Below are 4,523 nucleotides of genomic sequence, written 5' to 3' on the forward strand. Positions count from 1 at the left end.
AAACCTCTCCGTATTCTCTCTTAGTCTTGTTCAGAAATCAAATAGGAGTCCTATAGTTATAGTTTGTGAATCACTGCTAGACTATACAAGTTTGAAGTTTTATAAACTAACGCCCAAAAGGTTGTCTAGTTGCTGAGGATGATAACTGAGTCATAGAATGATAAGCAAAACTGATCCTTAGTCATTGGTCATTAATCATTAGTTATTTACAATCGGACTTTGGACAAACAACAAAGCTTGCCAAAATGAAACTAACTACCAGAGGACACTATAGTGTGAAGGCGTTGCTAGATTTAAGTTTACAGCCAAGATATGGGCCTGTGTCTGTGAGAGCGATCGCCAAACGCCAAGATATCCCAGCTCCTTACCTGGAAAAACTACTAATAGAAATGCGTCGTGCTGGGTTAGTGAAATCAATTCGTGGTAGCATCGGCGGATACCAATTGGCAAAAGAGCCTGCACAAATATCTATAGGACAAATTTTAGAAGCAGTTGGCGAGACTAGCCATTTACCCCATCACACCCCAGCACCTGCACAAGCTGAAGATTGGGTAACATTTAGCCTTTGGCAGAGACTCAACCAAAAGCTCAAAGAAGCTTTGTACAGTATTACTCTGGCAGACCTTTATTACGATGCTCGTAGTTGGCAAGCTTCTCTTGGGGAAGAAGCTAGTTTTGTGATTTAGTCAAGAGTCAATATTTGGACTATTTACCATTGACTTTTGACGCTTGACTCCTAATTTATGACTAATAGCATTTATATTTTAATCATTGCTACACTTTTAGATTACTTGATTGGCGATCCTTGGGATTGGCCTCATCCAGTACAAGTTATGGGGTGGATAATTTCTCGCCTGACCAAATTTTTTCTCCAATTGTGTCAAAATTCTCTAACACAACGCCTAGCCGGAATTGTACTAGGCATTATTTTAATAATTGGTAGTGGTCTTGTTGGCTTTTGGATTATTCAAATTGCCAGATGGGTTCATCCTTTATTGGGAATTGCAATAGATAGCATTCTTTTGGCTAGTTGTTTTGCTGGCAGAAGTTTGCGAACAGCAGCAGTGGCCGTTTTACAACCGTTAATAGCGGGAGATTTGGAAAAGGCGCGGAAGATTTTAAGTAATTACGTTGGCCGAGATACCCAAAACCTCTCACAAGCAGAAATTTCACGAGCCGTTTTAGAAACGGTTGCAGAAAATGCCACCGATGGGGTAATGGCTCCGCTTTTTTATGCAATTGTTGGCGTCTTTGTGCCAGTTGTGGGGCCAACTCCCTTGGCTTTAGCATATAAAGCCAGCAGTACCCTTGATTCAATGGTGGGCTACCGGGAAGCACCCTATACTTATTTGGGATGGTTCTGTGCGCGGTTGGAAGATTGTTTGACTTGGCTACCTTGTCGGTTAACAGTTGTGACTTTGGCGCTGTTATCGGGTAAACCGATGCACGTTTGGCGAATTTGTCGTCGGGATGCAATTAACGATCCTAGTCCCAATTCTGGCTGGAGTGAGTGCGCCTATGCTGCTTTTTTGGGTGTGCAGATGGGGGGTACAAATTGGTATCGCGGGGTAGCTAAGTACAAACCACTGCTAGGAGATGCTATTTATCCCATTACTGCAACTTGTATTCAGAATGCTTTGCAGCTGACTCGATATTGTTTTTTACTATGGTTAGGAATAGCGATCGCTATATTCTTAATACTTCCAAATAGGTAATGATAAATATAAAGTTAGTACAGACGCGATTAATCGCGTCTGTACTAATGATAGAGATGCGATTAATCGCGTCTGTACAGGAGTTAAGAATAAAAACTCCTAACTCTTAACTCATCACTTTTAACTTATCACTCCCTATGTCTGCCAAAGTAGTTGAAATTCTCTCACCCGAAGAAATCCGTCGTACCTTGACTCGCCTTGCCTCTCAAATTGTGGAAAGGACGCGTGATTTGTCTCAACTGGTGCTTCTCGGTATTTATACCAGGGGTGCGTTATTAGCCGAATTGTTGGCGCGTCAGATTGAGACGCTCGAAGGTGTCGCCGTGTCAGTCGGCGCTTTGGATATTACATTTTATCGAGATGACCTTGATAAAATTGGGTTACGGACTCCAGCAAAAAGCGAAATTCCTTTTGACCTTACCGGGAAAACGGTTGTACTGGTGGATGATGTAATTTTCAAAGGACGGACGATTCGCGCTGCTTTGAACGCAGTCAACGACTACGGTAGACCAGAAGTGATTCGTTTAGCTGTGTTGGTAGATAGGGGTCATCGGGAATTACCAATTCACCCAGATTTTATTGGCAAGAAGTTGCCTACTGCTAAAGAAGAAATTGTCAAAGTTTACTTACAAAATTGCGATGGACGAGATGCAGTGGAGTTGATTAGTCATTAGTCATTAGTCATTTGTCATTTGGAGTTGGGAGGCTGAACTATAGCGCTTCTGGTTTGGGTTTCGAGTTCTGAACACTAAGTTTCAAGTTCTGAACACTAAGTTTTGAGTTCAAAGGTCGGAGTTCCGAGTTCTGAACACTAAGTTTCGAGTTCAAAGGTCGGAGTTCCGAGTTCAAAGGTCGGAGTTCTGAGTTCTGAACACTAAGTTTCGAGTTCAAAAGTCGGAGTTCCAAGTTCAGAGGTCGGAGTTCCGAGTTTAGAGGTCGGAGTTTCGAGTTATCTGCTCAAAAACTTAACTACGATCGCTACACTAATACTAAAACACGGCTAAATCAGCAGTTATTTTTACAAGTTAAGGGCTTCATATCAAGTGCTAAGAAGAACTACACTGTGATTAAGGAGCAATTAGGTAGCGATCGCTCACAATAAACTGCGTGTTTAACCTTCTTAAGCCAATTGTAGAATTCTACACCAACAATAAAGAGTTTATTAACATCCTGCTCTCATTTAAGTTCCCTGCGATTGTCGTTGTTTTCTGGTGAATCATCTGGGCACGCCGCCAGCGACGCATTCCAGAGAAAACTTTTGCCTTTGAGGTGATTACACCGAAGAGTCAAGACCTGATGCAGCGGATTTTGGGTGGTAATGATAATGATCCTTTGGCTGATAGAAACATAGTTTACCAACAACGTGTAGCAAATCGTCACATCCGCAATGAGTTAAAGCGGCACTTAGAAGAATATCGCTGGATATTGATTTTAGGACGCACGGGATTAGGGAAAACGCGGGAAGCAGCAGAGTTAGCAAAGCATCTCAACCAAGAAGGCTGGACGGTGCTTTACCTCAAATTAGGAGAATGGCTAGATATTCCTGCGGCTATGCCAAGAGAGATTGGTACAGACCGCAAATTGCTGTTTTTCTTTGATGATTTGAATCAGAAAATGTATGCCAGCCGCCACGAAATATCTCCAGAAGCGGAGAAAAGTCTAGCAGAACGGTTTCAAGTACCTTTGCAAGAAAGGCTGTTGCAAGCTTTGAATAAGTATGAGGAGTTATGCGAACCCACAGAAATCCGCGTCATCGCCACTGCACGAAATGAAACACACTCCGAAGATCCTGGAAAACCCAGTCCTTGGGAAAAACTGCAATGGGATAAATATTTTAAGCTGTGGAACCGATTTCAAATTTATGAATTGCCGCAACCAGAAGATGATGCCATCATTGCGATGTTAGCAGCAACGGTTGGTGAGACTGACATCAAAGCAGAAGCAGAGCAATATCCTGAACTAGCTAGGTGCAATGACAGCACTTTTAGAAATGTAGTCGAGAATCTCCAACGTCTGGAAAATGAAAGCTTGCCTTTGACTGTAAAAAATTACCGCCACACGCTAAAAGACACTTGGGAAAAACGTTACAAGAAGGCAGTAGAAAAGTACTCTGTGAGCCGCTACATTTATGATGCCGTGGACTTGCTGCAACAATTCGACATTCCACTTTATCGCTTCACAGTCGAGGCGACTGCACGAATGTTAGCGGCGAGAAATTTTTGGCAGCAGCTTTGGTATTATTGGCAAATACGCACGGCTATCAATTATCTGATTTCAGCTGAACGCATCCTAGAACCCCGTGATGGGCAAATTGAGGCCAAGCCTAAGCAAGTAGAAGCAGGTAAATTCACATTGCCCTTCACCCGGTTAATTTTACAGCTAGCAGAGAAACACCAAGAAATTCAAGCTTCCCTGTTGAGTTTTAGCTGGAATTTAATCAACTCAAAACGCTATCAAGATGCGCTACGTTGCTTAAATAAAGCTCTCACCTTCACACCTGATTCCTCTTCTCTCTGGTTTGCCAAAGGCTATGCGCTAGATGATTTAAGAAGATTAGAAGAAGCGATCGCCTCTTTTGACCAAGCCCTCAAAATCAAACCCGACTACCAAGATGCTTGGTACAACCGGGGCGTTGCGCTAGATGATTTAGGAAGACTAGAAGAAGCTATCGTCTCTTTTGACGAAGCAATCTCCATTAAACCCGACTACCAGGATGCTTGGTACAACCGGGGCATTGCGCTATTTAATTTGGGAAGATTAGAAGAAGCGATCGCCTCTTTTGACCAAGCCCTCAAAATCAAACCCGAC

4 protein-coding genes are annotated in these 4,523 nt (G+C 42.8%); all 4 read left to right on the forward strand.

Annotated elements, in window-relative coordinates:
• The first annotated feature begins 245 nt into the window (after positions 1-245).
• Entirely contained in the window at positions 246-686 is a 441-nt protein-coding gene (locus PUQ00_RS27835; protein ID WP_300422682.1) for an Rrf2 family transcriptional regulator, read from the forward strand.
• Positions 687-743: 57 nt separating this feature from the next.
• A complete protein-coding gene (gene cbiB, locus PUQ00_RS27840; protein ID WP_300422683.1) occupies positions 744-1,715 on the forward strand; it encodes an adenosylcobinamide-phosphate synthase CbiB in 972 nt (323 codons plus the stop codon).
• Positions 1,716-1,852: 137 nt separating this feature from the next.
• Positions 1,853-2,389: a bifunctional pyr operon transcriptional regulator/uracil phosphoribosyltransferase PyrR gene (pyrR, locus tag PUQ00_RS27845; protein WP_300422685.1), complete on the forward strand. Its 537-nt coding sequence runs from the start codon at positions 1,853-1,855 to the stop codon at positions 2,387-2,389.
• Positions 2,390-2,984: 595 nt separating this feature from the next.
• Positions 2,985-4,523: tetratricopeptide repeat protein (locus PUQ00_RS27850; protein ID WP_300422687.1), on the forward strand; the 1,539-nt coding region annotated here is incomplete at its 3' end.

It is taken from the genome of Nostoc sp. S13 (assembly GCF_029379315.1).
Lineage (GTDB): Bacteria > Cyanobacteriota > Cyanobacteriia > Cyanobacteriales > Nostocaceae > Nostoc.